This is a genomic window from Nocardia sichangensis, assembly GCF_047200615.1.
Lineage (GTDB): Bacteria > Actinomycetota > Actinomycetes > Mycobacteriales > Mycobacteriaceae > Nocardia > Nocardia sichangensis.
Genome location: NZ_JBJZOK010000002.1, coordinates 15,347 through 42,195, shown reverse-complemented (window position 1 = coordinate 42,195; position 26,849 = coordinate 15,347). Strand labels below are relative to the sequence as shown.

Genomic DNA, 26,849 nt, shown 5'->3' with positions numbered 1-26,849 from the left:
GGCTACGGGTTAACTACAAATCGCCTGGTCAAAGCCATATTTTCAGCCTTCGGAGCCGGTCTGGGCGGTCTCCTTCCAGTCCAGCGCCGCGCGCAGCCGGTCCAAGGTGAGGTCGCGGCCGAGCAGTTCCAGGGATTCGTACAGCGGCGGGCTGATATGCGATCCGGTGATCGCGACCCGCACCGGAGCGAAGGCTTTGCGCGGTTTCAGCCCGAGATCATCGATCAGCGCCTTTTTCAGTGCCGCTTCGATCGCTTCGGTGGTCCACTCGGTCAACGGCTCCACGGCGGTAATAGCCGCCTGCAATACCTGAGCCGCGTCGGGACCGAGATTCTTGGCCCCCGCGGCCGGGTCGATCGCGAACTCCTCCGCTGGTGCGAACAGGAAACGCAGAAGGTCCCAAGCGTCGGACAAGACGACAATCCTGGTCTGCACGAGTTCCGCCGCCGCGGCGAACACTTTTTCATCGATTTCGGCGCCGATATGGCCGTGTCCGGTGAGATACTCCCGCAGCCGGTGGGCAAAATCACCCGGAGCCAGCAATCGGATGTGCTCGGCGTTGAGCGCGTCCGCCTTCTTCTGGTCGAATCGGGCCGGATTCGAATTCACTTTCGAAATGTCGAAGGCCTCGACCATCTCCGCCATGGAGAACACGTCGCGGTCCTCGGACAGGCCCCAGCCGAGTAGCGCGAGATAATTCAGCAAACCCTCGGGGATGAACCCGCGGTCGCGATGGGCGAACAGATTCGACTCCGGATCACGCTTGGACAACTTCTTGTTGCCCTGACCCATCACGAACGGCAGATGGCCGAACTCGGGAGTGAAATCGGCGACCCCGATCCGGCGCAGCGCGGCGTACAGCGCGAGCTGGCGGGGAGTGGAGGAGAGCAGGTCCTCGCCGCGCAGTACGTGGGTGATCCGCATCAGCGCATCGTCGACGGGGTTGACCAGCGTGTACAGCGGCTGGCCGTTACCGCGGGTGAGCGCGAAGTCCGGGACGCTGCCGGCCTTGAAGGTGGTCTCCCCGCGCACCAGATCGTTCCAGGACAGGTCTTCTTCTGGCATCCGCAGCCGGACGACGGCGGGGCGCCCCTCGGCCCGGTACGCCTCGATCCGCTCCGGCGTCAGGTCGCGATCGTAGTTGTCGTAACCGAGCTTCGGATCGCGTCCCGCGGCGCGATGACGGGCCTCGACTTCCTCCGGCGTGGAGAACGATTCGTAAGCCTCACCGGCCTCCAGCAAACGCCGAACAACGTCCTGGTGCAGTTCTTTTCGTTGCGACTGGCGATATGGCGCGTAAGGCCCGCCGACCTCCGGCCCCTCGTCCCAGGTGAGGCCGAGCCAGCGCAGCGCGTCGATAATCGCCCGGTAGGATTCCTCGGAATCCCGTGCGGCATCGGTGTCTTCGATTCGAAAGACGAATGCGCCACCGTGGTGGCGGGCGTAGGCCCAGTTGAACAGCGCCGTCCGGATCAGGCCGACGTGCGGCGTCCCGGTCGGTGACGGGCAGAATCGGACCCGTACTTCAGTCATGGCTCTCTTTCGATCAGCGTTTGGCGGCAACGGGATTGGTGAGGGTTCCGATGCCCTCGACGGTCACCGACACCTGCTGGCCCTCCCGCATCGGGCCGACGCCCTCCGGGGTGCCGGTGAGGATGACGTCACCGGGCAGCAGTGTCATCACGGTGGTGATCCACTCGATGAGCTTCGGAATGTCGTGCAGCAGAAGCGAAGTGCGGCTGCGCTGACGCACTTCACCGTCGAGCTCGGTGACGACCTCCAGATCCGAAGGGTCCAGGGAGGTTTCGATCCACGGACCGAGCGGGCAGAACGTGTCGTAGCCCTTGCCCCTGGTCCACTGGCCGTCGTGGCGCTGCTGGTCGCGAGCGGTCACATCGTTGGCGGCGGTGTAACCCAGCACCACGTCCAGCGCGCGGGCGGCGGGCACGTCCTTGCAGGGGCGGCCGATGACGATCGCCAGCTCCCCTTCGTAGTCGACCTGAGATGAACTGGGCGGCAGGATGATCGGGGCGTTCGGCCCCACGATCGCGGTATTCGGCTTGAGGAAGATCACCGGGTCGGCGGGCGCGGGACCACCCATCTCCGCAGCGTGGGCGGCGTAGTTCTTGCCGATGCAGACCACCTTGCTGGCCAGGATCGGCGCGAGCAGCCGCACGTCGGCCAGCGGCCAGCTGCGGCCGGTGAACGTCGGTGTGCCGAACGGGTGTTCCGCGATCTCCTTGGCCACGCTGTCGCTTCCGTCGCCTTCGATGCTGACGAAAGCGACTCCATCGGGACTGGCAACTCGACCTAGACGCATGCCCGGAGTCTATCGACCCACCGTCACCTGCTCGAACGCGCCCGACCGGGTGGTACGGAATCCGCCCGGATCCGACGGCGGCGCGCGCTGTGAGCAGCCCGACAGCCGCAACCGTCGAATCGAACCGCCGCCGGGTGTACCGTGAGCAGCGAAGTTCACACAATGGGAATTGTATCCCAAATAATGAGATGTCGAGGTGAGGCCGATGGCGACCGTTACGCAGATCGACGAGGTTCGACGCTGGTCCATGCTCGGTCTCGGCGTGTTCGCCCAGGCCTCCAGCGCGGTCTTCATCCACGGCGTCCCGTTCCTGCTGCCCGCGCTGACCGACCGTGGCTTGCCGCTGGCGACGGCGGGCCTGCTGGTGGCCATGCCCACCGTCGGGCTGGTGTGCACCCTGATCGCGTGGGGTTATCTGGTGGACCGAATCGGCGAACGCAAGGTGCTGGTCGGTGGTCCGCTGCTGATGCTGGCGGCGGGCTGCGCCGCCGCGGCGACGACGAACGACATCGCCCTCGGCGCGCTGCTGTTTCTCGGGGGCGTCGGGGCGGCCAGCACGAACGGCGCGAGCGGCCGGGTGATCGTCGGCTGGTTCCCGCCGCAGCGGCGCGGGCTGGCGATGGGCATCCGGCAGACCGCGCAGCCGCTGGGCGTCGGTGTCGGCGCGCTGGCGATTCCGGCCGTCGCCTCCGCCCACGGTGTACCCGCGGCCATTCTCGTTCCCGCACTCATGGCGGGTGTCGCGGCCATGGGTTGTCTGGCCGGCATCGTGGACCCACCGCGTCCCGATCGCGCCGCCGCCGATCCGGCGTTGCGCGCCAATCCCTATCGCGACAACGCCATGCTGTGGCGCATCCATCTGGTCTCGGTTCTGCTCGTCGTCCCGCAGGGCACCGTGTGGACGTTCGCGCTGCTGTGGTTGCACCGGGATGTCGGCTGGTCGTTGGCCGCGGCGGGTGCGCTGGTCACCGTCACACAGATCCTCGGCGCGCTTGGCCGCATCGGTGCGGGCGCGTGGTCGGATCGGGTCGGCAGCCGGATGGGCCCGCTGCGCACGGTGGCCGTCGCCGCCGTGCTGTCGATGACCGCGCTGGCGCTGACCGCGTCGACCCACTGGTGGTGGGCCGCCATTCCGCTGTTGATCGCCGCGTCCGTGATCACCGTCTCCGACAACGGCTTGGCCTTCACCGCGGTCGCCGAGATCGCGGGCCCGTACTGGAGCGGCCGGGGCCTCGGCATCCAGAACACTGGGCAGAACCTCGCGATGGCCGCGGTTCCGCCCGTGTTCGGCGCCCTGATCACCGCGAGCGGCTTCCCGGCCGCCTTCCTCCTGGCCGCGGTCTCGGCCGTCGCGGCGGTCCCGCTGGTTCCCCGCGACCCCGCCTAGGTTCACGCGTCGAAGGATTGCCGGGTCCGCGGCACAGGGCCGCACTCCGCATGCAGATCGCCCCGGACGATCTCGACTCGATGTCGCTGCGTCACCTGAATTCGGTGACACAGCGCTGGTCGAGCGCGCCGCGGGGCGCGGGAGCCGCCGCGGGATTCGCCCGCGCTGGCGGAGCGGACGGCTGAACGTGGAAGGTCCCGTTGCCGGCGGTGGCAACGGGACCTTCCTGGGCGACGGTCAGAGAGTGGCCGCGATGCGGTCGCCGATTTCCACGGTCGACGCCGTGCCGGAGCGAGACTCGAGGTCCTTCGCGACCGCCGACTCGATGCGCGCGGCCTCCTCGGCGTCGCCGAGGTGGTTGAGCAGCAGGGCGACCGAGAGGATCGCCGCGGTCGGGTCGGCCTTGGACTGGCCCGCGATGTCGGGGGCGCTGCCGTGCACCGGCTCGAACATGCTCGGGTTCGTGCCGGACGCGTCGATGTTGCCGCTGGCGGCGAGGCCGATGCCACCGCTCACGGCGGCGGCCAGGTCGGTGATGATGTCGCCGAAGAGGTTGTCGGTGACGATCACGTCGAACCGGCCCGGGTCGTTGACCATGTGGATGGTCGCGGCGTCGATGTGCTGGTAAGCCGTTGTGACATCGGGGAACTCGGCCGCGACCTCGTCCACCGTGCGCTGCCACAGCGAGCCTGCGAAGGTGAGCACGTTGTTCTTGTGCACCAGCGTCAGGTGCTTGCGCCGGGCCTGCGCCTTGGCGAAGGCGTAGCGCACCACGCGCTCGATGCCGAAGCGGGTGTTGGTGCTGACCTCGGTCGCCACCTCGTGCGGGGTGCCGACGCGGATCGCGCCGCCGGTGCCGGTGTACGGGCCCTCGGTGCCCTCGCGCACGACGACGAAGTCGATGTCAGGGTTGCCGGCCAGCGGGCTGGTCACGCCAGGGAACAGCTTGGACGGCCGCAGGTTCACGTGGTGGTCCAGCGCGAACCGGGTGCGCAGCAACAGGCCGCGTTCGAGCACGCCACTGGGCACCGACGGATCGCCGATCGCGCCGAGCAGGATCGCGTCGTGCTGCTTCAGTTCGGGCAGCACCGAATCCGGGAGGATCTCGCCGGTCGCGTGGTAGCGGCGCGCGCCGAGGTCGTACTCGGTCTTCTCGACGCCGGGCACGACCGCGTCGAGCACCTTGAGCGCCTCGGCGATGACCTCGGGCCCGATCCCGTCGCCCGGGATGACAGCAAGCTTCATGACAAATGCTCCGTTCGATATTGCCGGTCGCGGGCCGCCGCAACGTGCGGCCCGGAGGCGACCGTCGGCGTGCGCACGACATTCCGGCCGGGTGACCGCAGCACCGTCACGGTACTCGGCGCGGCCGGATCGCCGAGCACCGGGCGCGTGGCGGGCCTGCGCGCCGACGAAGAGACCGGCGCCGCGCACGAGTGCTCGTGCGCGGCGCCGATTCCGAGTTCACCGGGGCCGCGCCCCGGATCGGATCAGGACAGGTCGACCTGGACGACCTTGGCCGCGCCGACGGACTCGGCGATCGCGGCCTGGACGTCGGCGGGCACCTCGCGGGCCACGCGCAGCACCACGGTGGCGCCTTCCTTGTCGACGTCCTGGGTCAGCTGCGCGGCCAGGATGTCGACCTCGGCCTCGCCGAGCTTGGTGCCGATCTTGCCCAGCGCGCCCGGCCGGTCGTCGTAGTTCAGGATGGCCAGGTTGAGGCCCTCGGCGCGCATGTCGTAGTTGCGGCCGTTGACGTTGACGATCTTCTCCACCAGCTGCGGCTCGGTCAGCGTGCCCGCCACGTTCAGGGTGCTGCCGTCGCCGAACACGGCGCGCAGGTCGACGACGCTGCGGTGGCTCGGGCTCTCCGTCGCGGTAGTGACCTCGGCGGTGATGCCCCGCTCCTTGGCCAGCGCGGGCGCGTTGACGAAGGTGACCTGGTCCTCGACCAGCGCGGAGAAGATGCCACGCAGCGCGGACAGCTCCAGTACGCCGACCTCTTGCGCGGCCAGCTCGCCGCGCACCTGCACCTCCACGCTGACCGGCAGCTCGTTGGACAGCGCGCCGAGCAGGGCGCCCTGCTTGCGGACGATGTCCAGCCAGGGGGCGACCTCTTCGCCGACGGCGCCACCGGTGACGTTCACCGCGCCGGGCACGAACTCACCGGCGAGCGCCAGCAGCACCGACTTGGCGACGTCGGTGCCCGCGCGGTCCTGCGCCTCGGAGGTGGAGGCGCCCAGGTGCGGGGTCACCACGACCTGCGGCAGGTCGAACAGCGGGCTGTCGGTGCACGGCTCGGTCTCGAACACGTCCAGGCCCGCGGCGCGCACGTGGCCGGACTTGATCGCCTCGGCCAGGGCGGCCTCGTCGACCAGGCCACCGCGCGCGGCGTTGACGATGATCACGCCGGGCTTGGTCTTGGCGATGGCCTCCTTGCCGATGATGCCCTTGGTCTCCGGGGTCTTCGGCAGGTGGATCGAGATCAGATCGGCACGCTCGAGCAGTTCGTCCAGGCTGAGCAGCTCGATGCCGAGCTGCGCGGCGCGCGCGGGCGACACGTAGGGGTCGTAGGCGACGATCTTGGTCTCGAAGGCGGCCAGTCGCGCGGCGAACAGCTGGCCGATGCGGCCGAGGCCGACGACGCCGACGGTCTTGTCGAAGATCTCGACGCCGTTGAACTTGCTGCGCTGCCAGGTGTGCTCACGCAGGGTGGCGTCCGCGGCCGGGATCTGGCGGGCGGCGGACAGCAAGAGGGTGACCGCGTGCTCGGCGGCGGTGTGGATGTTCGAGGTGGGCGCGTTCACGACCATGACGCCGCGCTCGGTGGCGGCGGGAACGTCGACGTTGTCCAGGCCGACGCCCGCGCGAGCGACGATCTTCAGGTTCTTCCCGGCTTCCAGGACCTCGGCGTCGACCGTGGTCGCCGACCGCACGAGCAGCGCGTCGGCCTCGGGCACCGCGGCCAGCAGGGCCGGGCGGTCCGGTCCGTCCACCCACCGGACCTCGACACCGTCACCGAGCGCGTCGACGGTCGACTGGGCGAGCTTGTCGGCGATCAGAACTACAGGACGGCCTGCTTGGCTCACGTGGAGTACTCCTGGGGAATGGGGTCGGCAATTACCGCCGACCAGCTTAGTGCGCGCGATTTCCGACCCGGCTACCACCTGGTGGGCGGCCGTCGTCAGTCCCGACGCTGGCAAAAATATGCAGACCGGTCTACAGTCACCGCATGGGCGTCAAAGGCACCGAGACTCGCGGCAAACTCGTCGACGCGGCGCGCACGCTGGTGGAGCGGCACGGTTACTACGGCGCCGGGCTCAACCAGATCCTGGCGGCCAGCGGGGCGCCACGCGGATCGTTGTACTTCCATTTCCCCGGCGGCAAGGACGAATTGGTCGCGGCGGCGGTCGCCCAAGCGGGCAAGGAGATCGCCGCGCTGATCGACACCATCGAGCCCGGCGATGCCGCCGAGGCCGCGAGCAGGCTGCTCCGAGCGTTCGGCGACCGGCTGGAAGCATCCGGCTGGCAACAAGGCTGCCCGGTCGCCACCGTCGCCCTGGACGTCGCGGCGGCGAACGACCCGATCCAGGCCGAGTGCGCCGCCGCCTACGCCGCATGGGAGCAGGCGCTGCGCATCCGGCTGCGGGCCGACGGCCGTGACGATGCGGACGATCTGGCGGCAGCGGTGCTCGCGATGGTCGAGGGCGCACTGCTGCTGGCACGTGCGCAGCGAAGCCGTGAACCCTTGGAACGGGTCGAACGCACACTGCGCGCCATGATCTGAGGCCGAATCCGCCGATACCGCAAGGAGGTTTCCATGTCCCCAGAATATGTAGACCGGTCTAGTAAGGAGGATGTCATGTCCGACAGCATCGTTTTCGGAGCCGCCGGGTTCCTCGGCCGCAATGCGGTCGCCCGCCTGCTCCAGCAGGGGCATTCCGTCGCCGCCGCATTGCGTGCGGGCAGCGCGGAGCGGCTCACCAGTTGGCTGCGCAGACAAGGCGTGGACGAGAGCGGGTTGGAGATCCTCACCTGTGACGTGACCGCGCCGGACCTCGGCCTGCCCGCCGAGTTCGATTCGTCCGGCGTGCGCGACGTGTACAACTGCGCGGCCCGCTTCGCCTTCGGGCTCGCCCCCGAGGACGCGTACGCGGTGAACGTCACCGGGGCGCTGCGGGTGCTGGAATGGGCCGCCGCCCTCCCCGAGTTGCGACGCGTCGTGCACATCACCGGGTACCGGATCACCGTGGAGGAATCCGAGGAGCAGCACTACGAGAACGGCGCGTACGGCGCGTCGAAGTTCGAATCGGATCCGCTGCTGCGCCGCCGGGCGGCGGAACTCGGCGTCGCGCTGACCATCGCGAACCCGAGCAGCGTCATCGGCCCCGGTCAATACATCGGGCTGGCGAGCGTCGTCGAGGATCTGTGGAACGGGCGGCTCCCGGCTCTCCCCGGCGGGCCCGAGACCTTCGTGCCCATCGTGGATCTGGACTACTTCACGGATTTCTTGATCAGCCTGCCCACGCTGCCCGATACCGCGGGCCGGTCCTACACGGTTCTGGATGATCGGACTCCCGTGCTGCCGAAGCTTGTTCGGCTACTGGCGGATCACCTGGGCGTCCGTGCGCCCCGGTTCTCGATTCCGGTCGGCGTCATCTCGAAGCTTCCGCCCACACTCACCGGCGCCGACCCGGAGACGCTCAGCTTCATCGCCGACGACCGCTACGACACATCGGCGGCGCTGGAAGTGGCGCGCCGAGCCGGTCTCACCATGCCGCCGACCGAGGCGACCCTCCTGGGCTGGGCCGACCATCTCGTGGCCACCCGGTTCGGCGCGGTGGCCGATGACCCGACAGCCGGTTTCGCCGACGGTGTCTGGGTCGGCGGCGAGCGCGTCCGCCCCGCTTACGTCCTGGTGCACGGCCTTCCGCTGGACGGCGAGTCGTGGAACGAGGTGCGCGCGGAACTGGACGGGCCCGCCCTGGTCGTGGACCTGCCCGGCCTCGGGCGTTCGGCGCCCGGGGATCGTGACGCGGTGCTGCCGGGATTGCTCGCTTCGGTGCACACGCGCCCCGTTCTGGTCGGCCACTCGCTCGGCTGCGGCCCGGTGCTGCGGTACGCGGCGCAGCATCCCGACCGAGTCTCCGGCGTGGTGCTGGTCGCGCCCGCCTTCTTGCAGCCGCGGTCGGGCCGGCTGCTGCGCTCGCCACTCGCGACCGCGGCGATGCGCCGGAGCTCGGCGGCGGCCTTGTCGAAACGGCTCGGCGTGCCCGAGAGCGACGCCATCGCGAGCGCGGCGGCGAACCTGCGCAGGCCGGGCGTCGCGGGTCGAACGGTCGGCGCGTTGCGCGAGGCGAGCGCTCCCGCGCGGCGTGCAGAGTTGCGAACTCTGCTGGAACGGATCGACGTGCCGGTGCGGATCATCGCCGGTTCCGACGACCCGATCACCGCTCCGACCGCGCGAGAGCGGATTTCGATCGAAGGCGCGGGCCACTACCCGCAACTGACCCACCCGGCCCAGGTGGCGGCAGAACTCAGCCGGATCTCCGCCGTCGCGGCGCAGGGCTGATCTCGCACTCCGACATCGCGGCGCAAGGCTGATCTCCGACTCCGGCGTCGAGGGCACGGGGCCACACCCACCGCTGACCACGCGGCACGAGGCCGATCCCGACCGCCGACATCCCGGCCGCGCGGCCGATCCCGCCCGTTGCGGGGCGCGGCTTGTCGACGCGCAGCACACGCGGCCGCACTGTGCTTCGACCTTCCCGGCATCGGCGCGGACCTCATCGCGGCGGAACCCGACCACCCCGGCTCGTCCACCAACCGCACATAGCGGCGGGCCCCCACACCACCAGGTGCGGGGGCCCGCTCGGCCACGCCATCGGTCGGCGCGCGACCCGGTCGACTCTGCTCGACCGTTACGTCGGTCAGCGGCCGCCGAAGGAACCCGTCCACAGGGTGTCGACAAGACCGTGCAGCGCGGCGCCAAGGGTGCCGAAAAGACCGTTCAAGGCAGCGCTACCGGTGTCGATGATAACGGGGATCATGGAAATACCTCTTCCTCGAAACTTATCCAGTCGAACTGGCTGACACGGGGCATGTCGGTGCCGGATCGGCGACAGTTACAGAATTCGAATGTTTGGTAATGCAGACCACATATCAATCGAAATGTGACTCACGACACTCATCCCATTGCGAATGAGCTGGGAATCTATACGTTTGTCCAGGTCAAGACACCGAAAGCGCTAGAAGATTTCCCTCGCTAATAGAAGTCGAATGCGACATTCCAGAAAAACTTCGTACGAATCTCGCGCCGCGTCCGGAAATGAGGCCGCCGAGTGATTCGAGCCACTTCGACAAACCCGGCAATAGAGATACCAAATAACTTTCGAATACGTCGAAGGGGTAGACGGAGAAATGCTCGGCTCCACGTCGGCGGCCCTGTTCCCGATTCGCCGGGCGCCGCGACGGCAGACCGTCAGGATGCCCCGACAGTGACCGATCGCACATCTTCGGACGGCTTGGTGGCCGCGACGGCGCGGGAGAACGCGCGCACCCGCGGTGTCTCGCGATACCGACGCCACACCAGTCCGAGCCGGGACTCGGCGATCCCGGTGACCGGCACGAAGGCCACCGGCCGTCGGCGGTGGGAATCCGCGGTGGGATGACACAGCAACATCGCTCCGCGGCCGGCCGCCACCGCGGCGAGACCTTCTTCCAACGTGCCGACCTCGGGCCCGGAGCGCACCCTTCGACCGCCCGGCGTGACGTCGAGCGCCTGAGCTCTGCGCCAATACTCCGGCGCGGGCGCGCGCACTCCTATCAGTGGAAGAGCGGCGAGTTCCTCTACCGACAGTTCGGCCCGGCCCGCAAGCGGGTGGGCACTGGCCAGCGCGAGCGTCTGCGGCTGCCCCGCGAACACCGAGCCGAGCACGAGATCTCCCTCGCCCATCGGCAGCAGCACGACGGCGGCGTCGACCTCGTCGCGCCGCACCGCACCAAACGGGTCGGCCAGCGGTATTTCGACCAGCTCGGCCGAGCAGTCCGGGTGCCACTGCTGGAACAACTCGACCGCGGCCATCAGGTGATCGTTGCCCGCGCCTTGGAATCCGATGCGCAAGATCCCGCCCGCACCCCGGGCGGCGGCGCGAGCATCGTCGACCGTCGCGCGCAACGCGGCATAGGCGGGCCGCAGCGCGGCGAGGAAATCCGCGCCGAGCGGGGTCAACCGGACGGTGCGACTGGTCCGTTCCACGAGCTGTCCGCCGATGCGCCGCTCCAGCGAGCGCAGTAGCTGGCTCACCCGGCTCTGCGACACATACAGCCGAGCACCGGCCCGCCCGAAGTGCAGTTCCTCGGCGAGCGCGAGAAACGCTTCCAGTTCACGGACCTCCAGCCCACTCATCTGCTTCCCTTCCACGGTCGATGAGTCCAGCTCATAGAACTATGAGACCTTCGCCGTTGTTTCCCCATACCGGGAGCCTTTTGTCTGGAAGACATGACACAGGTTCGAGAAGTCGTTGCTTCGCAGCCGGTTTCGTCGCTACGCGGTTGGCTCGGAGTGGGCGCGGTGGCAGCGGGCACGTTCACGGTGGTCACCGCCGAGATGTTGCCGGTCGGACTGCTCACTCCGATCGGCTCGGCGCTGCGAGTGAGCGAAGGCCGCGCCGGTCTCGCGTTGACGGTGACAGGCCTGGTCGCCGCGCTGGCCGCGCCCTTGGTCACCGCGACGCTGCGCCGAGTCGAGCGCAAGGTGGTGCTGTGCGGATTGCTGGCGCTGCTCGCGCTGGGCAATCTCGGCGCGGCCGCCGCCCCCACCTTCGGCGTGCTGATCGGGGCGCGGGTGCTGGTCGGCGTCGGCATGGGCGGGGTGTGGGCGATCGCGGCGAGCCTGGCCGCGCGGCTGGTGCCCGCGCGATCGGTCGCCGCCGCGACCTCGCTGGTCTTCTCCGGCGTCGCGGTCGCGTCGGTGCTCGGCATTCCGGCCGGAACTTTCTTGGGTGGGCTCGCCGGGTGGCGGATCGCGTTCGTGGCCGCGGCCTGCCTGGCAGTACTGGTGCTCGCGGCTCTGGCGGTGCTGCTGCCGCGTCTGCCCGCGACGGAAACCTCGGCATTGCGTGGCGTGTTGCGACTTTCGCGGCAGCCCGGCTTGCGAATCGCCTTGCTCGTTGTCGCATTCCTGGTAACCGGCCACTTCACCGCCTACACCTATGTGCGGCCTGCGCTCGAGGGAGCGACCGGCGTCGATGCGGAAACGCTCGGTGCGCTGTTGCTCATCTACGGGATCGCCGGTGTCGCAGGCAATTTCGGCGCGGGCACCGCTGCGGCGCGGGCACCGCGGAAGACCTTGATCGCGATCGGCTCGATTCTGGCCGCGACCACGATCGCCTTGCCTGCGCTGGGCGCCTCCCTGCCGGGGGCTGTCGTGCTGATGATCGTGTGGGGCGTGTCCTACGGCGGGGTCTCGGTGAGCACGCAAAGCTGGGTCTTCGCCGCGGCGCCGCAGGCGAAGGAAGGCGCGTCCGCCCTGTTCGCGGGTGTTTTCAATGCCGCCATCGCGCTGGGGTCGCTGATCGGCGGTCTGGCGGCGGACGCGATCGGCGTGGCCGCCGCCATGTGGCTGGGCGGGACGCTCGCGCTCATGGCCGTGCCGGTCGCCGCGCTCGGAAGGGGCGTGCACCGGTCCTGAACGACGAAAATGCAGCTGCGACAACCGCGCTGCGGCACCTACCATCGCTCCATGTCTCTGCGCGCGATACCGGATTCGATGGACCCGACGGTGGTCGGGTCCATCGATCGCGAGCTGGACCGGGTGGAGCTGGACCACCGGGTGTCGATCCGGTTGGCGATCGAAAGCGGCAGCCGCGCGTGGGGCTTTCCGTCTCCCGATTCGGACTACGACTGCCGGTTCGTCTACGTCGCCGCGCTGGAGACCTATCTGTCCCCGTGGCGCACCCGCGACGTGGTGGAGACGCCGCTCACAGACCTACTCGACGTGAACGGCTGGGATCTGGCCAAAGCGCTGCGCTTGCTGGTGCAGGGCAACGCCGTGCTGATCGAATGGCTGATGTCGCCGATCGTGTACCGCGGCGACCCGCTGTTTCGCGACCGATTGCGCGCGCTGGCCGATGAGGTCGCCGACCGTGACAGGGTCGCCCGGCACTATCTGCACCTGGGCGCCAAGCAGTGGGAGCTGTTCGAGCGCACCGGATCGCTGAAGAAGGTGTTCTACGCGCTGCGTCCGGCGATGGCACTGCGCTGGCTGCGCGAGCGTCCCGGGGCGGCGGTGGCGCCGATGCATCTGCCCACACTGTTGCGGCAGTGCGAACTGCCCGCGGAGTTGTCGGCGGCGGTAACCGAGCTGACCGACCTCAAATCACGAACCCGCGAGATGGGCAGCGGTTCGGTGCCCGCGCCGATCTCCGCGTTCATCGCCGCCGAATTCGCCTGTGCGGAGGATGTTTTCGTTAAATCTCGGGGCCAGGACATCACTCGGGCCAGGGCGATCACCGCGGAGTTCTTCCGCTCCGAGGCACTGGCGGGCTGACGCCTACGAGGCGACTTTCCGATCGTCCTCGGCGACGGCGTCGGCGTAAGCCTGGGCGAGTCGCTGCGTGGCGGTCGGACGGTCCGGATCCGGGCGCGGGATGCCGAGGTGGCCCTCGCGCAATTCGTCCATGAAATCCGCCCATAGCCGCGGACCGCCCGCCTCGAGCAATTCGGCGCGAACCCGGAGACGCTTGGTGGTCGGGCGGTGCCGCAGACCCCACGCGCCGAGCTGCGCCATGATCGGCACCAATTGGATGGCCGCTTCGGTGAGCCGGTATTCGGCCTTCTGGCCGGGCCTGGTGTCCGCACGGCTGAGCAGCCCGGCGGCTACCAGGCGCTTGAGCCGGTCGGACAGGATGTTGGAGGCGATGCCCTCCTCCGATCCGGCCAGCAGTTCGCGGAAGTGCCGCCGGTTGCCGAACATCACGTCACGCAGCACCAGCAGCGTCCACCGATCGCCGATCACCTCGATCGTCGCGTTGATCGGGCATCCCGAACGTCCCTCCTCGCGCATCCGGCACTCCTGTCGATCGTCAACTACTGCTTGCAATATACAACCAGTTGGACGTACGCTGCCGCATAACCGATTGCGAATTGCAATCACTTAGTGGGAATGAGTGGGCCATGCCGAAGCTGCGCGTACACAACCTGGCGATCTCCCTGGACGGCTATGTCGCCGGTCCGAACCAAGGGCCGGACAATCCGCTGGGCGAAGGCGGCACGCGACTGCACGAGTGGGTCTTCGCGACCCCTTACGCCAACCCGGAGGCCACGAACGATCCCGGCGTCGACGATGAGCATCTGGCCGCGGGCGATCGCGGCATCGGCGCGACCATCATGGGCCGCAATATGTTCGGTCCGATTCGCGGAGCATGGCCGAACCACGAATGGACGGGTTGGTGGGGCGACAATCCGCCGTACCACCACGACGTCTTCGTACTGACGCACCATCCACGCCCGTCGTTCGGGATGGAGGGCGGGACCACATTCCACTTCGTGGACGAAACCCCCGAGGCGGTGCTGCACCGCGCGTTCGACGCGGCGAACGGCCAAGACGTGCGCTTGGGCGGCGGTTGCTCCACGGTGCGGCAGTTCCTGCGGACGCGGCTGGTGGACGAGTTGCATTTGGCCGTCGTCCCGATCCTGCTCGGCGCGGGCGAGCGCCTCTACGACGATCTGGGCGAACTGCCGGGCTACCAGGTCGCCTCGGTGACCCACTCCCCCGCCGTCACCCATGTCACCTTCACCCGCTCCGAGGCGTGAGGACCCTCCGAACAAGCGGAAAGGCCCCACACCGTCCCGGTGCGGGGCCTTTCGAAAGTCAAGTCGCGATCAGAGAACGCGGACGTCCTGGGCCTGCGGACCCTTCTGTCCCTGGCCGATCTCGAACTCCACGCGCTGCCCCTCATCGAGGGACCGGAAACCCGAGCCGCTCACAGCCGAGTAGTGCACGAAGACGTCGGGCCCTCCGCCGTCTTGTGCGATGAAGCCGAAGCCCTTCTCGCTGTTGAACCACTTCACAATGCCTTGAGCCATTTCATACTTTCTGTAGACGAGCCAGGTGGTGTTATCGAGATGCCCTGGTCTCGTAGATCAACGATGCCATGATCCGACGAATTACTCACGTTTCGCACCACCAACTGTGAGCTAACGCTCACGAGGACGCTCGGCTCGGTCGTGCGCGAGTGCACTCGCAATGCTCGCTCAGGGGCGGGCTGGTCTGTCACCTCCCACGCTCGGTCGGGTCCCGATCACGCGACATCGCCGGGGCCCGCCCGTCGGGTACCCGTACTTTTCGCCGGATAACGCCCGTCACCCTCCCTGACGAGCATGCCCCACCGACCTGCGCCAGGCAGCGTGGAGCTTCTTTGCGACGCGGCTCGAAACCGATACGGATTCGCTACCAGTTATCTTGTGCCGCAGCGTATTTCAGCGTACCACGCCTAGACTCCTACTTCAGCCTAGGTCCGTGGCCCATCGGGCGCACTGTTCATTAAGTTCTGTTCACGGCCGGAGGTAGCGCACCTGGCGCGGTTTCGCCTCGTCGTAGGCGGCGCGGCCCGGCAGCTGCTCGGGCACGCCGACCTCCCACCAGGCGCCCGCGTCGGTCCACGACGACGGCCGCGTCCGCACAACCAGCACCGCGGGGCGCTGCTGGGCCATCGCCGTCGCCCGCGCCCGCAGGTACGCGTCACGAAATTCGTCCAGGTCGGCGGCGGTGAAAGCGGCACACCCCAGAGCGGCGGCATGGGCGGCGAAATCGACTCGCGGCGGTTGTTCCCGCGTGGTGCGGCAATCGGCATAGAAGTTGTTGAACGGCGCGCCGCCCTGCCCCTCTTGCAGCCTCGCGATCACGGCATAGCCGTCGTTGTCGCAGACCACCGCGACGAACGGATGCCCGGCGAAGGCCGCCGAGAACAACTCCGAGTTCAGCATCAGATACGAGCCGTCGCCGAGCAGCGTCGTCACCACGCCGTCGGTGCGCGCCATGGCCGCGCCCCACGCGCCCGCCAGCTCGTAGCCCATGCAGGAGAAGCCGTATTCCACGTCCATGGTCGGCGCGCCACCGGTCGCCCGCCAGCCGCCGACGAGTTCACCGGGCAGGCCGCCGGAGGCCGTCAGCACATAGTCGCTCGGCCCGCTCAGGTCGTTCACGGCGCCGACCACCTGGGCGTAGCTCGGCGCGCCCGGGGTCGGCGCGCGCAATTCATCGATGTGCGCGTCCCAGGCGCCCCGCTGCTCGGCGGCTCGCGCGGTCCACTCGGCGTCGACTCGCCACTTCCCCATCCGCCCGGCCAGCTCGCACACGGTGGCCTCGGCGTCGCCGACCACCGCTAGCGCGCCGTGCTTGAGGGCGTCGAAGCGTGCCACGTTGATGGTGACCAGGCGAACGTCCGGTGCGAAGACCGTCCAGGACGCGGTGGTGAAGTCCTGCAACCGGGTGCCGACCGCGAGGACCAGGTCGGCGTCGGCCGCCATCGCGTTCGCCGACGCCGAGCCGGTGATGCCGAGCGGTCCCGCGTACAGCGGATGTTCGTGCGGCACCAGGGTGCGGCCCGCGGTGGTCTCCACGATCGGAATGCCGTGCTTCTCGGCGAATTCCAGCAGGGTGCGTCCCGCGCCCGAATACCGGACGCCGCCGCCGAGGATCAGCAGCGGACGGTGCGCGGCGCGCAGTGCGGCGACGGCTTCGGCGAGTGCCCGGTGGTCGGGACGTGGCCGGGTGAGACGGTGCAGCACCGGCTCGAAAAGCGTGTCAGGGAAGTCGTAGGTCTCGGCCTGGACATCCTGTGGAAGCGCCAGGACGACCGGGCCGACGTCGGCCGGGTCGGTGAGCACCCCGGCCGCCTGGGGCAAAGTGGCGATCAACTGTTCCGGGCGTGTGACGCGGTCGAAGTAGCGGCTCACCGCGCGGAACGCGTCGTTCACAGTGACGGTCGGGTCGCCGAAGTGCTCGACCTGTTGCAGAACCGGGTCCGGCGCGCGTCCGGTGAAGGTGTCGCCAGGAAGGAGGAGGAGCGGGAGGCGATTCGCGTGTGCGACGCCCGCCGCCGTCACCATGTTGAGCGCGCCGGGACCGATCGATGAGGTGGCGACACCGACCTGACGCCGATGAGTGGCCTTCGCATAGCCGACGGCGGCCAGCGCCATCCCCTCTTCGGCGTGCCCGCGCCAGACGGGGAGTTCGGCGCGCCGCTCGTGCAGCGCGGTGCCGAGGCCGAGCACGTTTCCGTGGCCGAAGATCGCGAAGACGGCGGGGAACAACGGCGCCTCGCGGCCGTCGAGTGTCTCCGAGCGCTGGGCGATCAACCAGGCCACCAGCGCCTGCGCCGTGGTGAGCTTCATCCGATCCGTCCTTCGTGGGAAGTGACCGGGCAGCGCGGATCGATCGGCTCGGCGTCCCAGCGCGCCCGCACCCAGCTGTGCGCGGGGTCGTCGCAGAACGCCATCGATCGCTCGGGCGCCGGACCGGCCAGCACGTTGAGGTAGTACATGGGGTAACCAGGCGCGGCGATGCACGGGCCGTGATAACCGCGCGGGATCAGGACGACGTCACCGTCGCGGACCACGACGTTCTCGTTCACCGTGCCGTCGGCGGTGTACGTGCGGTGCATACCGAATCCCTCGCGGGACGGGGTGATGCCGTCCCGTCCGGCGATGCGGAAGTAGTAGATCTCCTCGTTGACGACCTCGCAGGCGCTGGCCTCGTCGTGCTTGTGCGGCGGATAGGATGACCAGTTGCCATCCGGGGTGATCAACTCGCAGGCGTTGAGCTTGTCCGCGTGTTCCCACACACCGGGAATGCCGAAGTTGGTCACCTGACGCGTCGCGCTTCCCGCGCCTCGGATTTCGACCGGCACCTCCTCGGCAGGGCCGTATCTCGGCTCGAGCCGCTTCCCGCATCGCGCCATCGGCAGTGCTACCTCGAGGTCGCCGCCCTCGGCCACGAGTTCCAGTTCGGCGTCGCGCGGGACGTAGGCGAAATCCGTCACTCGGGTGAAGACCGATTCCCGGCCGGTCAGCGCGTAGGTCTCCCCGTCGACGCGTACCGTGCACGCCCCTGACAGCGGCAGGACGAACGCCTCGAACTCCCCCGTCCGAACTGTCCGCGACTCGCCCGCGTCGATCCGCAGCACCCGCAGCCCGGCATAGGTCCATCCGGCGTCGTCGGGAGTCAGCAGGATCGGGTCACCGTCATGACGCAGCGTTCCTTCCGGACGATGCAGTGTCATCGCACCTCCTCCATGCTCGATCCAGAACCGGCAACTCGGTCGCCTCGCCGGGCGAACACATTCGGCCGACCCCTTCGCCGACGACCGTGCCAGTGGTCGGAGACTGTGCCCGTGCTGTACACGGCAGGAACGACGGGAACCGCTCGGATCGGCTCTGTCGGTGAGCGATCGCCGCCGTCTGTGGCACATCGCGAGGCCGGTACCCGGATGCTGTCCCGCCTCATCGGGCTTCTTTCAGCAAGCGGGCGGCGGTTTCGACCGCCCTGGCGACGTCGCCGTCCGGTGGGTACAGCAGGGTGCGGCCGACGACGAGACCGCGAACAACGTCGTGGCCGAGCGCCCCGCCCCACAGCGCTCGATCCACCGCCGGATCTCCGGACGGTGCACCGCCCAGCACGAGAACCGGCAGTGTGGTGGCGTCCAGTACCGAAATATCCTGCGGTGCAGGGATCTTCAGCCAGGTGTAGGCCGAGGTGACGCCGAGTCCGGAGGCCACCGTGATCGCCCGCGACAGCGAGACCGCGTCCTTGCTCATCACCAGCGCATCGGAGCCGTCCCGGTGATACGGAAGCGGCTCGACCATCGCCATCAGCTCGTGCGCCGCTAGCTCCGAGACCGCCTCCGCGCAAGCTTGCAGCGTCGGCACGGTGCCCGCGTCGGAGTCGACCAGGCGCAGCAGCATTTTGCCGCCGTCGAGCCGGAACCGCGCGATGGAGTCCGCGTCGTATCCGGTGAAGCGGTCGTCGATCTCCCACTCCGCGCCCGCCAGCCCACCGCGGTTCATCGAACCGATCACGACCTTGTCGTCCAGCGCGTCCAGCAGCAACAGTTCCTCGACCACGTCCGGCGAGCCGAGCACGCCGTCGACATCCGGGTCGGCCAGCGCGATCAGCAGCCGTTCCAGCAACGCGCGCCGATCCGCCATGGCCGTGCGATCCGCGCCGACGCCCAGCGCCCCGCGGGCCGGGTGGTCGGCGGCGACGAGGAACAAGGTCTGCTTGCCCGCCAACAAGTCGGCGCGGCGTACTCGTTCGGCGTAGGCCCGTTCGACCGCGGCGGGGTCCGTCGCGCGCACGTGCAGTAACTCACGCCAGCGTTCGTCGGTCACATGCATGACAGTTACTCCTTCCCGCACTCAGTGCTCAGCCGCGGTCCGCGGCTGAGCACAGATCGGTCCGCGCGCCGCTTCTCGATTGCCGGCCCAGCTCAACCGCACAGCTGAGTCTCCATCGGTCCGGCTGCCCCTGATTTCCGGCCCGGCTCGACCACACAGCTGCTCCCCCATTCGGTGCGGCCGGCCCGGAATTCCAGCCCGGCTCCACAACACGGCCGCTCCCCATTCGGTGCGGCTGCCCCGGAATTCCAGCCCGGCTCCACAACACGGCCGCTCCCCATTCGGTGCGGCTGCCCCGGAATTCCAGCCCGGCTCCACAACACGGCCGCTCCCCATTCGGTGCGGCTGCCTGGCAGATGCTCGATCTCCGCGTCCGTGTGCCATCGCATCCGCCGCACGCCGGGCAAGAAGCGGCCGATGCGCCCATCGTGTCGGCGTTGGTGTCGGTGCACGCGAGGCCGATCCGAAAGCAGACCATGGATCGGATTGCGGCACTTCCGCTTCGCGGGCCACCGAGCTGCCGGAGCCCGTAGCTGCGCTCCGTCCCGACGGGCATCCGTCGCACACACGCGCAGTGACTCGCCCCAGAGCCGTCGGCCACCGGCACGACAGCTCCTTAACCCGCCCACGCGACTCAGCCGCACAGCAGTTCCTCGATCTCCGCGCCCGTGGGCATCGCGTCGGCGCAGACCAGACGCGCGGCGACCAGGGCGCCCGCCGCGTTGGCGTAGGTGGCGATGCGGCGCGGGTCCCAGTCCGAGAGCAGTCCGTGGATCAGCGCCCCGCCGAATCCGTCGCCCGCGCCGAGCCCGCACACCACGTCCACGCGGCACGGCGGCACCGTCCAACGTTCCTCGCCGGTGGCCACCAGCACGCCGTTGCCGCCTTGCTTGATCACCGCGAGGCGCACTCCACGGGCGAGCAACCGATCGGCCGCCGCGTGCGGGTCAGCGGTGCCCACCGCCATCTCTACCTCGGCACGGTTGCCGACCACTACGTTCACGTGGTCGACCATCCACCCGATCTCGGTCCGCGCGGTCTCGACATCCGGCCAGAACATCGGCCGGTAGTCCAGGTCGAGCACCGTATGCCCGCGTCGTGCACGCCGCAGCAGTATGTCCCGCTGCGTGCCGCGCCCCGGCTCCGCGCTCACTCCGGTGCCGGTGACCCACAGCAGGGGCACGGCATCCACGACTTCCCAGGGCACTTCGTCCGGAGTGATGGTCAGGTCCGGCGCGATCGGCGCGCGGTAGAACAGCAGTGGCGGATCGGACGGCGGCGTGAGCTCGCAGAAGACCACGGGCGTCTGGAGGTCCGGCGCGGTCGTCACATAACGGGACGAGACGCCGAAGTCCTCCAGCGCCGTGCGCACGAAGTCGCCGAAGCCGTCGGGGCCCACCTTGGTCAGCACCGCCGTACGGCGACCGAGCCGGGCGGCGGCCACGGCGACGTTGGTCGCGGTGCCGCCCAAGAATTTCGAGAAGCTGCGCACCTGTGCCAAGGCGACGCCGCTTTGTTCGGGATACAGGTCCACCCCGACCCGGCCGATGGTCAACGCCTCCAGCTCGGTCACGAATTCGCCTCCTCGTTCACGGCGTCACCACGCGTCGCAGTTCGTGCTGCAACGCCTCCAGTTCCGCCCCGCCCGCCATCTGGCGGGTCAGTTCCGGCAGGTCGATCTCCGATTTCTCGTACGAGCCGAGCATCGCGCCCCGCTTCAGCAGCAGGAATCGGTCACCGACCGGATAGGCGTGGTGCGGGTTGTGCGTGATGAGCACGACGCCGAGCCCGCGTTCGCGTGCCCGCACGACGTACTGCAACACCACCCCCGCCTGCTTCACGCCCAACGCGGCGGTCGGCTCGTCGAGAATCAGCACCTTCGCGCCGTAGTGCACGGCCCGCGCGATGGCGACGCACTGCCGCTGCCCACCCGACAGCGTGCCGACAGGCTGTTCCATGTCGCGGATTTCGATACCCATATCCGCCAACGCCGTTCGCGCGATCGCGCAGCCTTTCTTGCGGTCCAGCAGCCGGAATGGGCCGAATCCGAACGTCGGCTCCGAGCCCAGCACGAAGTTGCGCCACACGCTCATCAACGGCACCACCGCGAGATCCTGGTACACCGTGGCGATGCCGCGATCCAACGCCTCGCGCGGTGAGGCGAACCGCACCGATTCGCCCTCGACGCGCAGTTCGCCTCGGCCGTGCCGGTGCACTCCGGCAAGGATCTTGATCAGCGTGGATTTGCCCGCGCCGTTGTCGCCGAGCACGCAGGTCACCTCGCCCGCGTTCACCACCGTCGACACCTCGCGCAGGGCGACCACGCCGCCGTAGCTCTTGCCGAGGTCGACGGCCTCGATGAGGGAAGTCATCGGCGCACCCTTTCGGCTCGTTTCTGGAATCGGTTGTTGACCAGCACCGCAGCCAGCAGCAGCACACCGAGGAACAGCATGAACCAGTCGCTGTCCCAGCGCGCGAACACGATGCCTTGGCGCGCCATGCCGAAGATCAGCGCGCCGATCGCAGCCCCCACCGCCGAACCGAAGCCACCGGTGAGCAGACACCCGCCGACGACGGCGGCGATGATGTAGTGCAGCTCCAGCCCGACGCCCTGGTTGGCCTGCACGCTCGCGAACCGCAGGATGTTGCAGGAGCCGACCACCCAGCCGGCGAACGCCGTGCCCATGAACAGCAGGATCTTGGTGCGATCCGCGGGCACGCCCACCGCGCGGGCGCTGGGCAGCGCGCCGCCGACGGCGAAGATCCAGTTGCCGAACCTCGTGCGGACCAGAACTATCGCGGCGATCGCGGTGAGCACGACCCACCAGACCACCGACGCCTGGAGGTGCGCTTCCCCGATATCGAGTGTCGAGGCGAACACCCAGCCCGCCGACTGGTAGCCGTCCGCGCCGCGCACCCCCGATACTTGCACCGTGTCGGTGACCAGCCGTGTCACGCCGAGATTCAGGCCCTGAAGGGCGAGGAACGTACCCAGGGTGACGATGAAGCTGGGCAGGCCGGTCCGCATCACCACCCAGCCGTTGAACGCGCCGACGACCAGCGCGAACACCAGCGAAGCGAGCAGCGCGAACCACACGTTCCAGCCGGCGTGCACCGCGAGCAGGGCGGTGACCAACGCCGTGGAGGCGGTCATCACGCCCGCCGACAAGTCGAACTCGCCGCCGATCATCAGCAGGGCCACGGCCACCGCCATGATGCCCAGCGTGGAGGCGTCGTCCAGCCAGGTCGCGACGCCGAGCGGACTCAGGAACCGGTCGGTGATGACGGAGAAGAAGACGAACACCAGCAGCGCCCCCAGCGCCGCGCCGATCTCCGGCCGCACGGCCAGGCGTTGCAGCGGTGAGCGGCCCGTGTCCTGGGTCCGGTCGGGTGTCTTTGTGGCAACGGTCATTTCATCCACCTCATCGCGTGCCCTGCGCGACGAGCGCGGCGACGGCGTCCACATTGCTCTTGTCGACGAAACCGGGTCCGGTCTGCACCGGAGCGCCGCCTCCGGCGGTGTTCAGATTCGTCCGGTACAGCTTCAGCAGCACGATCGGCAGATAGCCTTGCTCGTACTGTTGCTGATCCACCGCGAACAGCAGCTTCCCGGCCCGGATCGCTTCCACCACATCGGAATTCAGGTCGAAGGTGGCGACGGTCGCGGCCGAACCGGCTTCCCGCACCGCGTCCACGGCTCGCGCGGCGACTTGCGAGTTCAACGTCAGAACCGCGTCGATGGAGCGGTCGGCCTCCAGCGCTCCTTTGATCCGTGATTGCGCGTCGGTGGGATTGTTGATGTCCACCTGGAGCGTGGTGGCATTGCCGAAGGCCTTGGTCGCGCCCGCGCAGCGCTCGTTCGCGCCGATATTGCCCGCTTCGTGGATGACGCACAGCATTTTGGTGCGCCGCGCCTCGGCGAGCCGTCTGCCCGCGGCCTGCCCGGCCAGCGATTCGCTTTGTCCCACATGGACGAACGCGCCGAACTTCGCGCTCTCGGACTCGCCCGAATTGATGGTCACAACCGGAATGCCCTTTGCGACAGCCTTTTCCACCGACGGCCGCAGCGCCTCGGGATTGGCCATGGAGACGACGAGCCCGTCGACGCCCTGCGCCACCGCGTTGTCGATCAGCTTCGCCTGCTGGCCGGGATCACCGGAGGCGTTGTACTCCACCCGGATTCCGAGGTCCTTGCCCGCCGCTTCCGCGCCGTTCTTGACCACATTCCAGAACGCGTCGCCAGGGCTGCCGTGGGTCACCACCGCGATGGATTCCACCGTCCCAGCGGCCATCGGTGTTTGCGAGGGCGCGGGCGCGTCGGCGCCGGGGCCGGTGCACGCGGCCAGGAGCGCGGCCGTGGCGATCCACGGCAGCAGGCGGCTCGAACGCCGCCCTCTCGCGGTGAGGCAGCGCTGTGGTGTCGGAGACATCGTCGCTTCCTTCAGATTCCCGCGGCGGCGAGCGCGATGTCCGCGAGGTGGCGCAGGCTGCGCCCGGTGTCGTCGCTCGCCTGCCGCGCCGACTCGCCCGGCCGCAGCGCGGTGTCCTGCTCCAGCACGTACCAGCCCCGGTAGCCCGCGGCCCGCGCGGTGTGCACAAGTGCCGCGATGTCGACCTCGCCCTCGCCCAGCGGCACATACAGCCCACGGCACACGGCCGAGCTGTAGTCCAGCTTTCCGGCACGGACCTGATCGGCCAGCGCGCCGCGCACGTCTTTGAGATGGATGTGCCCGATCCGCTCCGCGTGCCGTCGCGCGAGCCGGACCGGGTCGGTGCCGCCGATGAGCAGATGCCCGGTGTCCAGGCAGATGTCGAGATCGGAATCGGCGAGGAACCGCTCGACCTCGGCCGCGCTCTCCACATGGGTGCCGACATGCGGGTGCAGCACCGTGCGCAGGCCGTGCGCGGCGGCGACGTCCCGGATCGCGGTGGCCGTGTCGACCAAGGCGCTCCACTCGGAGCCGTCCAGTTGCGGGCGCGCGTCGTACCCGTCGAATCCGGTCGCGGCGGCGAGGACGAGGACTTCAGCGCCCGCGGCGGCCAGCTGGGCGGCGGTGTCCTCGGCGCGGGCGACGGCGTCCTGCCGGTCGCGGTGCAGCACGGCGGCGAGGAATCCGCCGACGGCGGTGAGTCCGAAGGTCTCCAGCAACCGGCGCAGCTCACCTGGGTCGCGTGGCAGATAGCCGGGAGGACCGAGTTCCGTCGCGGTCAGGCCGAGTGCGGCCATCTCCGCCAAGACGGTGTGCGCGTCGAGCATGTGGCCCCAACCGGGGACCTCGCATACTCCCCAGGAGATCGGCGCGGCCGCGATGCGCAGCGGGTAGAGGGATTCGGTCATCGGTGCTCTCCGACCTTCGACGTCGAGGTGAACCGCTCTATTGGAGCGCTCCAACTATGTAACGCAGGTCATAGCGTGTCAAGAGTCGTCAGCGCGCCGCCAAAACGCAATTACCAGGCGATATTCGGCTGTGAGCGCCTCGCCCGAACCGATACGCCACTCGTGAAGTCCGATTAGAGCGCTCTATTGATCAGCCCGCGCGGAGCTTGTATCGTCCGAGCCGAAAAGGCCTGCGAACGCGGAACGGAGGCGACATGGCACGACCGACCATGGAAGATGTCGCCGCCCGCGCCGGCGTCTCCCGCGCCCTCGTCTCGCTGGTCATGCGCAACTCCCCGAAGGTCAGCGAGCACCGTCGCCGCGCCGTGCTCGACGCGGCGAAAGACCTCGGCTACCAACCGCACATCATGGCGCGCTCGCTGGCCAGCCGGACCTCCAACATCGTCGGCGTCATGGTCTCCGACCTGCGCAACGCCTTCTTCGCCGACGTCGTCGAAGGCATGGACGCCGCCGCCCAGGCCGCCGGCCTCGAACTGATCCTCAACACCGGCAGACGCACCGCCGCCCGCGAGCGCACCGCGCTGGAGAGCCTGCTCTCCTTCCGTCCCGGGGGCATCATCCTGCTGTCGCCGATCCTGCCCGCCGCCGCCATTCGCGCAGCGGCGCAGCAGGCTCCGCTGGTGCTGGTATCCCGCACGTCCACCGTCACCGAGATCGACACGGTCAACGACAACGGCGAGGTCGGCACCGGATTGGCCGTCGACCACCTGGTCATGCTCGGACATCGGCGCATCGTGCACCTCGACGGCGGCGGCGCTTTCACCTCGGCCCCACGCCGCAAGGGCTACCGCGCCGCCATGCAGCGCCACGGCCTGGAACCGATGGTCGTGCCGAGCGAGCACACCGACTCCGCGGGCATGGCCGCGGTGCGCAAACTGCTGAACCTGTTCTCCCACGACAACTTCCCCACCGCACTGGTCTGCGGCAACGACTTCAACGCCGTGGGGGCGATGTCCGCGCTGGAGGAAGCGGGCCTGCGGGTGCCAGAGGACGTCTCTGTGGTCGGCTACGACAACACCTCGCTTGCCGCGCTGCGTCACGTCGCGCTGACCACCATCGACCAGCCCCGCATCCAGATGGGCCGCCTAGCGATCGACGCGCTCACCGAACGCCTCCGCGACGGCCGCACCACCCCAGCGCGCCGCCGGGTGGAACCGTCACTCGTCGTCCGCTCCACCACAGCCGCCCCACGCTGAACCACCGGGCCCGGAGGCCCGCCGACACACGTCGCGTCCATATATAAGGAGAGCCGATGTCACCTCACCGACCCGTCACGCTGGGCCTCGCCGGAACCGGCCGCATCGGAACCTCGCACGCCGAGACCCTGAAGAAGCTCCCGAACGTCGCCACCGTCCTGGTAGCCGACGCCGACGCCGACCGCGCCCGCACCACCGCCGCCGTCCTCGGCGTCGAATTCGCCCCCGACCTCGACACCCTCTTCGCCGCCGACCTCGACGGCCTGATCATCGCCACCGCCACCGACTCCCACCCGGACCTCATCATCCGCGCGGTCGACGCGGGGATCCCCGTCTTCTGCGAGAAGCCCGTGGCGGCCGACATCACCGGCACGCTCGCCGTCATCGACCACACCCGCAACTCCTCGGTTCCCGTCCAGATCGGCTTCCAACGGCGGTTCGACGCCGGTTATCGGGCGGCGCGCGAAGCGATCCGCTCCGGCAAGCTGGGGTGGCTGCATACCTTGCGGGCGACCACACTCGATCCGGCCCCGCCGCCCGCCGAGTACATTCCGCGGTCGGGTGGGATCTTCCGCGACTGCGGGGTGCATGATTTCGACATCATTCGGTGGGTGACGGGGCGGGAGATCGTCGAGGTGTATGCGCTCGGGGCGAACCGGGGCGCGGCGTTCTTCGCCGAAGCGGATGACGTCGACACGGCGGCGGTGGTGCTGCGTCTGGATGATGGGACGCTGGCCACCGTATCGCTGACCCGATACAACGGGGCCGGGTATGACGTTCGGCTGGAGGCGTTGGGGTCCAGCGGGAATGCCATTGTCGGATTGGATGACCGGTCGCCGCTGACTTCCGTCGAACCCGATCACAATCCCTCCCCCAATCCTCCCTATGCCGGGTTCATGGAACGGTTCCGTCCGGCGTATGCGGAGGAGCTGGCGGCGTTCATCGAGGTTGCGACCGGACGGGTCGACAATCCCTGCACTCCGGCGGATGCGCTCGAAGTGTTCTATGTCGCCGAGGCGTGTGAGTTGTCGCGGCGCGAGGGACGGGCGGTGAACGTCGTCGAAGTCCGGCGGTGACCGGTACATGGCTCAGCACTCAACGACCACACGATGGGGCGACCCATTGCCGTGTCTGGACAGTTGGTTCCGC

At 68.9% G+C, this 26,849-nt stretch carries 23 protein-coding genes; 8 read left to right on the top strand and 15 right to left on the bottom strand.

Going from position 1 to position 26,849, the window contains the following annotated elements:
• Window positions 1-42: 42 nt before the first annotated feature.
• Together gltX and ACL03I_RS02620 are read right to left on the bottom strand one after the other, a co-directional pair.
• Complete coding sequence (gene gltX / locus ACL03I_RS02625) at window positions 43-1,533, bottom strand: glutamate--tRNA ligase (protein ID WP_355069794.1); 1,491 nt, start codon at window positions 1,531-1,533, stop codon at window positions 43-45.
• A 13-nt stretch (window positions 1,534-1,546) separates the two neighbouring features.
• Window positions 1,547-2,320 (bottom strand): fumarylacetoacetate hydrolase family protein, encoded by a 774-nt coding sequence (locus ACL03I_RS02620; RefSeq protein WP_355069792.1) that lies wholly within the window; start codon window positions 2,318-2,320, stop codon window positions 1,547-1,549.
• 205 nt (window positions 2,321-2,525) lie between these two features.
• Between ACL03I_RS02620 and ACL03I_RS02615 the strand changes: the two genes are divergently transcribed.
• A complete protein-coding gene (locus ACL03I_RS02615; RefSeq protein ID WP_355069791.1) occupies window positions 2,526-3,707 on the top strand; it encodes an MFS transporter in 1,182 nt (393 codons plus the stop codon).
• 237 nt (window positions 3,708-3,944) lie between these two features.
• On the opposite strand, the gene ACL03I_RS02610 is transcribed toward ACL03I_RS02615, so the two are convergent.
• Together ACL03I_RS02610 and serA are read right to left on the bottom strand one after the other, a co-directional pair.
• Window positions 3,945-4,952, bottom strand: a complete 1,008-nt coding sequence (locus ACL03I_RS02610; RefSeq protein ID WP_355069789.1) for a 3-isopropylmalate dehydrogenase — start codon at window positions 4,950-4,952, stop codon at window positions 3,945-3,947.
• A 245-nt stretch (window positions 4,953-5,197) separates the two neighbouring features.
• Window positions 5,198-6,796, bottom strand: a complete 1,599-nt coding sequence (serA, locus tag ACL03I_RS02605) for a phosphoglycerate dehydrogenase (RefSeq protein WP_355080573.1) — start codon at window positions 6,794-6,796, stop codon at window positions 5,198-5,200.
• A gap of 143 nt (window positions 6,797-6,939) precedes the next feature.
• Between serA and ACL03I_RS02600 the strand changes: the two genes are divergently transcribed.
• Both ACL03I_RS02600 and ACL03I_RS02595 read left to right on the top strand, forming a co-directional pair.
• Window positions 6,940-7,494, top strand: coding sequence for a TetR/AcrR family transcriptional regulator (locus ACL03I_RS02600; protein ID WP_355080575.1), 555 nt, complete (start codon window positions 6,940-6,942; stop codon window positions 7,492-7,494).
• A 75-nt stretch (window positions 7,495-7,569) separates the two neighbouring features.
• Window positions 7,570-9,279: an alpha/beta fold hydrolase gene (locus tag ACL03I_RS02595; protein ID WP_412805077.1), complete on the top strand. Its 1,710-nt coding sequence runs from the start codon at window positions 7,570-7,572 to the stop codon at window positions 9,277-9,279.
• 909 nt (window positions 9,280-10,188) lie between these two features.
• Here the strand turns inward: ACL03I_RS02595 and ACL03I_RS02590 are convergent.
• Window positions 10,189-11,115: a LysR family transcriptional regulator gene (locus ACL03I_RS02590; protein WP_412805076.1), complete on the bottom strand. Its 927-nt coding sequence runs from the start codon at window positions 11,113-11,115 to the stop codon at window positions 10,189-10,191.
• Between the two features lie 93 nt (window positions 11,116-11,208).
• Between ACL03I_RS02590 and ACL03I_RS02585 the strand changes: the two genes are divergently transcribed.
• Window positions 11,209-12,399 (top strand): MFS transporter, encoded by a 1,191-nt coding sequence (locus tag ACL03I_RS02585; protein WP_412805075.1) that lies wholly within the window; start codon window positions 11,209-11,211, stop codon window positions 12,397-12,399.
• A gap of 51 nt (window positions 12,400-12,450) precedes the next feature.
• Window positions 12,451-13,257, top strand: a complete 807-nt coding sequence (locus ACL03I_RS02580) for a nucleotidyltransferase domain-containing protein (RefSeq protein WP_412805074.1) — start codon at window positions 12,451-12,453, stop codon at window positions 13,255-13,257.
• 3 nt (window positions 13,258-13,260) lie between these two features.
• Here ACL03I_RS02580 and ACL03I_RS02575 read toward each other — a convergent pair whose 3' ends face one another.
• On the bottom strand, window positions 13,261-13,773 hold the full coding sequence (locus ACL03I_RS02575) for a winged helix-turn-helix transcriptional regulator (RefSeq protein ID WP_356961224.1): 513 nt from the start codon (window positions 13,771-13,773) through the stop codon (window positions 13,261-13,263).
• A 110-nt stretch (window positions 13,774-13,883) separates the two neighbouring features.
• Here ACL03I_RS02575 and ACL03I_RS02570 point away from each other — a divergent pair, with 110 nt between their 5' ends.
• Entirely contained in the window at window positions 13,884-14,522 is a 639-nt protein-coding gene (locus ACL03I_RS02570) for a dihydrofolate reductase family protein (RefSeq protein ID WP_356961223.1), read from the top strand.
• A 69-nt stretch (window positions 14,523-14,591) separates the two neighbouring features.
• Here ACL03I_RS02570 and ACL03I_RS02565 read toward each other — a convergent pair whose 3' ends face one another.
• The 9 genes from ACL03I_RS02565 to ACL03I_RS02525 all read right to left on the bottom strand — a co-directional run bounded on the left by ACL03I_RS02565 (window position 14,592) and on the right by ACL03I_RS02525 (window position 24,444).
• Window positions 14,592-14,795: a cold-shock protein gene (locus tag ACL03I_RS02565; protein WP_014987157.1), complete on the bottom strand. Its 204-nt coding sequence runs from the start codon at window positions 14,793-14,795 to the stop codon at window positions 14,592-14,594.
• 468 nt (window positions 14,796-15,263) lie between these two features.
• Window positions 15,264-17,105, bottom strand: a complete 1,842-nt coding sequence (gene iolD / locus ACL03I_RS02560) for a 3D-(3,5/4)-trihydroxycyclohexane-1,2-dione acylhydrolase (decyclizing) (protein ID WP_412805073.1) — start codon at window positions 17,103-17,105, stop codon at window positions 15,264-15,266.
• Window positions 17,102-17,992 (bottom strand): 5-deoxy-glucuronate isomerase, encoded by an 891-nt coding sequence (iolB, locus tag ACL03I_RS02555; RefSeq protein WP_355080590.1) that lies wholly within the window; start codon window positions 17,990-17,992, stop codon window positions 17,102-17,104. The genes iolD and iolB overlap by 4 nt, the downstream gene beginning before the upstream one ends.
• A 220-nt stretch (window positions 17,993-18,212) precedes the next feature.
• The gene (locus ACL03I_RS02550) at window positions 18,213-19,106 is read right to left on the bottom strand and encodes a Cgl0159 family (beta/alpha)8-fold protein (protein WP_355080592.1); all 894 of its coding nucleotides are present in this window, start codon (window positions 19,104-19,106) and stop codon (window positions 18,213-18,215) included.
• 634 nt (window positions 19,107-19,740) lie between these two features.
• Entirely contained in the window at window positions 19,741-20,679 is a 939-nt protein-coding gene (gene iolC / locus ACL03I_RS02545; protein WP_412805072.1) for a 5-dehydro-2-deoxygluconokinase, read from the bottom strand.
• Window positions 20,680-20,695: 16 nt separating this feature from the next.
• Window positions 20,696-21,478, bottom strand: a complete 783-nt coding sequence (locus ACL03I_RS02540; RefSeq protein ID WP_412805071.1) for an ATP-binding cassette domain-containing protein — start codon at window positions 21,476-21,478, stop codon at window positions 20,696-20,698.
• On the bottom strand, window positions 21,475-22,518 hold the full coding sequence (locus ACL03I_RS02535) for an ABC transporter permease (protein ID WP_397275483.1): 1,044 nt from the start codon (window positions 22,516-22,518) through the stop codon (window positions 21,475-21,477). Before ACL03I_RS02535 ends, ACL03I_RS02540 begins: the two co-directional genes overlap by 4 nt.
• Before the next feature lie 10 nt (window positions 22,519-22,528).
• Entirely contained in the window at window positions 22,529-23,536 is a 1,008-nt protein-coding gene (locus ACL03I_RS02530) for a sugar ABC transporter substrate-binding protein (protein ID WP_412805070.1), read from the bottom strand.
• 11 nt (window positions 23,537-23,547) lie between these two features.
• Complete coding sequence (locus ACL03I_RS02525) at window positions 23,548-24,444, bottom strand: TIM barrel protein (protein WP_412805069.1); 897 nt, start codon at window positions 24,442-24,444, stop codon at window positions 23,548-23,550.
• A 254-nt stretch (window positions 24,445-24,698) separates the two neighbouring features.
• Here ACL03I_RS02525 and ACL03I_RS02520 point away from each other — a divergent pair, with 254 nt between their 5' ends.
• Both ACL03I_RS02520 and ACL03I_RS02515 read left to right on the top strand, forming a co-directional pair.
• Window positions 24,699-25,700: a LacI family DNA-binding transcriptional regulator gene (locus ACL03I_RS02520; protein WP_355080602.1), complete on the top strand. Its 1,002-nt coding sequence runs from the start codon at window positions 24,699-24,701 to the stop codon at window positions 25,698-25,700.
• A 56-nt stretch (window positions 25,701-25,756) separates the two neighbouring features.
• Window positions 25,757-26,776, top strand: coding sequence for a Gfo/Idh/MocA family protein (locus ACL03I_RS02515; protein WP_412805068.1), 1,020 nt, complete (start codon window positions 25,757-25,759; stop codon window positions 26,774-26,776).
• Window positions 26,777-26,849: the final 73 nt, after the last annotated feature.

Coding starts and splice junctions, on each gene's coding strand:
- iolB (WP_355080590.1), bottom strand. CDS start 17,992: ATGACACTGCATCGTCCGGAAGGAACGCTGCGTCATGACGGTGACCCG.
- ACL03I_RS02600 (WP_355080575.1), top strand. CDS start 6,940: ATGGGCGTCAAAGGCACCGAGACTCGCGGCAAACTCGTCGACGCGGCG.
- ACL03I_RS02520 (WP_355080602.1), top strand. CDS start 24,699: ATGGCACGACCGACCATGGAAGATGTCGCCGCCCGCGCCGGCGTCTCC.
- ACL03I_RS02550 (WP_355080592.1), bottom strand. CDS start 19,106: ATGCATGTGACCGACGAACGCTGGCGTGAGTTACTGCACGTGCGCGCG.
- ACL03I_RS02575 (WP_356961224.1), bottom strand. CDS start 13,773: ATGCGCGAGGAGGGACGTTCGGGATGCCCGATCAACGCGACGATCGAG.
- ACL03I_RS02535 (WP_397275483.1), bottom strand. CDS start 22,518: ATGACCGTTGCCACAAAGACACCCGACCGGACCCAGGACACGGGCCGC.
- ACL03I_RS02590 (WP_412805076.1), bottom strand. CDS start 11,115: ATGAGTGGGCTGGAGGTCCGTGAACTGGAAGCGTTTCTCGCGCTCGCC.
- gltX (WP_355069794.1), bottom strand. CDS start 1,533: ATGACTGAAGTACGGGTCCGATTCTGCCCGTCACCGACCGGGACGCCG.
- ACL03I_RS02580 (WP_412805074.1), top strand. CDS start 12,451: ATGTCTCTGCGCGCGATACCGGATTCGATGGACCCGACGGTGGTCGGG.
- ACL03I_RS02585 (WP_412805075.1), top strand. CDS start 11,209: ATGACACAGGTTCGAGAAGTCGTTGCTTCGCAGCCGGTTTCGTCGCTA.
- ACL03I_RS02615 (WP_355069791.1), top strand. CDS start 2,526: ATGGCGACCGTTACGCAGATCGACGAGGTTCGACGCTGGTCCATGCTC.
- ACL03I_RS02610 (WP_355069789.1), bottom strand. CDS start 4,952: ATGAAGCTTGCTGTCATCCCGGGCGACGGGATCGGGCCCGAGGTCATC.
- ACL03I_RS02620 (WP_355069792.1), bottom strand. CDS start 2,320: ATGCGTCTAGGTCGAGTTGCCAGTCCCGATGGAGTCGCTTTCGTCAGC.
- iolD (WP_412805073.1), bottom strand. CDS start 17,105: ATGAAGCTCACCACGGCGCAGGCGCTGGTGGCCTGGTTGATCGCCCAG.
- ACL03I_RS02595 (WP_412805077.1), top strand. CDS start 7,570: ATGTCCGACAGCATCGTTTTCGGAGCCGCCGGGTTCCTCGGCCGCAAT.
- ACL03I_RS02530 (WP_412805070.1), bottom strand. CDS start 23,536: ATGTCTCCGACACCACAGCGCTGCCTCACCGCGAGAGGGCGGCGTTCG.
- ACL03I_RS02565 (WP_014987157.1), bottom strand. CDS start 14,795: ATGGCTCAAGGCATTGTGAAGTGGTTCAACAGCGAGAAGGGCTTCGGC.
- ACL03I_RS02525 (WP_412805069.1), bottom strand. CDS start 24,444: ATGACCGAATCCCTCTACCCGCTGCGCATCGCGGCCGCGCCGATCTCC.
- ACL03I_RS02540 (WP_412805071.1), bottom strand. CDS start 21,478: ATGACTTCCCTCATCGAGGCCGTCGACCTCGGCAAGAGCTACGGCGGC.
- ACL03I_RS02515 (WP_412805068.1), top strand. CDS start 25,757: ATGTCACCTCACCGACCCGTCACGCTGGGCCTCGCCGGAACCGGCCGC.
- ACL03I_RS02570 (WP_356961223.1), top strand. CDS start 13,884: ATGCCGAAGCTGCGCGTACACAACCTGGCGATCTCCCTGGACGGCTAT.